The organism is Shigella sp. FC1967, from assembly GCF_001743005.1.
In the GTDB taxonomy this organism is placed as follows: Bacteria; Pseudomonadota; Gammaproteobacteria; order Enterobacterales; family Enterobacteriaceae; genus Proteus.
This window is the reverse complement of sequence record NZ_MIIZ01000872.1, coordinates 1-2,339: the sequence shown is the minus strand read 5'-3', so window position 1 is coordinate 2,339 and position 2,339 is coordinate 1. Positions and strand designations below refer to the sequence as shown.

Annotated in this window: 3 protein-coding genes and 1 pseudogene; all 4 read right to left on the bottom strand. The window is 33.1% G+C overall.

What is annotated here, in order from left to right; all coding sequences use genetic code 11:
* Nucleotides 1-1,045 (bottom strand): annotated as a pseudogene (locus BHE89_RS14965) (FUSC family protein); the annotation flags it as partial.
* Nucleotides 1,035-1,505, bottom strand: a complete 471-nt coding sequence (locus BHE89_RS25980; RefSeq protein ID WP_286146185.1) for an HlyD family efflux transporter periplasmic adaptor subunit — start codon at nt 1,503-1,505, stop codon at nt 1,035-1,037. The gene BHE89_RS25980 and the pseudogene BHE89_RS14965, both read right to left, overlap by 11 nt.
* A 215-nt stretch (nt 1,506-1,720) precedes the next feature.
* The gene (locus BHE89_RS25975; RefSeq protein WP_286146184.1) at nt 1,721-2,032 is read right to left on the bottom strand and encodes a biotin/lipoyl-binding protein; all 312 of its coding nucleotides are present in this window, start codon (nt 2,030-2,032) and stop codon (nt 1,721-1,723) included.
* Between the two features lie 9 nt (nt 2,033-2,041).
* The coding region (locus tag BHE89_RS25970; protein ID WP_458694229.1) for a YtcA family lipoprotein at nt 2,042-2,339 on the bottom strand (298 nt) is incomplete at its 5' end.

Genomic DNA, 2,339 nt, shown 5'->3' with positions numbered 1-2,339 from the left:
AAATATATAACATAGAATTGCCGCTATCGTAGTTTTAATTGCAAAGTACTTATGATTAGGGTTTGTAAACGCATCACTGACAAAAAAAGGTGTTTTTTTCTGTACAGGTTTAGTTTCTCTTTTATTAAATAAAATCTTATCAAACGTATTTAATAAGTGAATTTTACTTATTGTATTTTGCGTTTGTTGCTTGTTTTTTTATTTTGTCTATTTGCTGATGTTTGAAGCAATCGACAAGATCTAAACATCTTTTAGAAAGAAGAAAACGTAGAGAAGTTGGCGTGTTTTTATCAAAAGTTAATGACATAATTAATATCTGGTAAGAATTATCAATGATATTTTCTAACCAGTGAATATCTTCTCTTCCTCGTAAATAAAATATTTTAATAAACATTAAATAACGTTTACATTCTGTCTGTGTACTCAGTAACTCACTGATTTCAAGTTGGCTTTCTTTTCTTCCTAAAAAGAAATCACTCGCGGTAGAGAAGCGTGTAGCGATTCTGTTCAACAGCAGTTTTCGAGGACTAATACCAACAAAAAAATTAAATAAAATCACTAATAGCATTGGCGATACCGCCATCAGTAACGCATAAAGGAGTGCTCTTGTTGCAACATCCCCTACGGGGATATCATCAATTAACGTCATCAAAAAGCCGATAACTAAAGCAACTAAATTACCAATATCACCAAGGCTACTGGCTGATGCTAAATACATAAAAACGGCTGAAAATAAAGCCATAAAAAAGAAGCGTAAAATAATATTTTGTATTGTGAGATTGAAAAGTAAAAAAATAACACACACAACAATAGAACATAAGATAATAACGCCGATAGATAATAATATATTTTGGACTGCATCGGCTTTGATTAAATAAATAATTAGATAGCAACTTATGGCAGATTCGGGAATTTCATAGATCATCGCAATGGCGGCCATTAAAGCGCAAAGCAGTGCGATGCGCCACGTCGTCGCTAAACGAAAATCAAAAGGCAACAAGTCTTTTTTAACTTGCTTCAGTATGAGAGAAGGTTTAACAATCATCGTCGTTAGCTATTATATTGACAGTGGCTGTCGCCCCAACCCGCATAAGATTTTCTGGTGGATTGGTGATAGTGACTTTTACAGGAAAGCGTTGTTGAACTCTAACCCAATTCAGTGATTTAGGTACATAAGGCAAGTCTCTAGGAATATTAATAAGGTCAGTTGACATGATCCCTCGACTAATTCCTTCGACTTTACCTTTAATAGGATGTTTATTATCAATCATTGAGTAGATAACCACACAGTTACCTATTTTTATATTATTTAAATCTGTTTCTTTAAAATAAGCTGAAGCATACCAAGTATCGGTGTCAATTAAAGTAAAAACAGATTGCCCAGAAATAATAAATTCACCAGGTGACAACACTAATCCTGCAACATAGCCATTACTGGGGGCTTTTACCTCTGTATTACTTAATTCCCATTCAGCCATTGCCAGTGAGGTTTTTAAGGATTTCACTAATGCCACTTCTGAATCGGTATTATTAATTAAAGCTTCTGAGGCAACGTTTTGTTTCTGTGCTTGTTTTAATGTGACTTCCGCATCATGTTTTAATGTTCTTGCATCATCAACTTGTTGTGCAGTGACAAATCCTTTTGCTAATAACGGCTCTAATCTATTGAGTGACTGCGTTGCTAATAATAAATTGACTTCGGCTCGTTTTTATTTGTTCTTCAGCCACTTCTGAATTTGAGGTTTCTGCAATAATAATACGTTGTTTTATTACTTAATGTTGCTTCAGCAATCATGAGTTGCTCTTTCGCTTGCTGAACTCTTAATGCATACATGGTGGGATCAATTGTAAACAGTAAATCCCCTTTATTGACTTTACTATTTTCTTTGACATATATAGCGTTAATTCGTCCAGGTACAGTTGCAGATATGTTAATTTTGTTAGCATCAATGATTGCATCTTCACTGAGTGGATTTAGTGCTGATAACTGAATATTTTTCCACAATAAGATAAGTGTGATCGTAAAAAACAATCACAGTGATTATAAATCGCTAACTTTTTTTTTGATTTTTTTTATCCATAATTTAATAAAGAAAAAATAAAAATAAAAGAGATAGTTAAAGAAAATTGATAACAATATCGCAAAATAAAAAATCAAAGGGAGCGGTAATTTATCATCAATACCCAAATAGATAAGTAATACGCGTATAATCAAAGTTCCTAATAAGCCGATAACAGTACATAACATCCAATATGGGAAATAGGCACCCAACATAGTAATAAAAGGAGAATGGCCTTGAGAACAACCAGACAACAGCAATACAATGATGCTCAAGTGA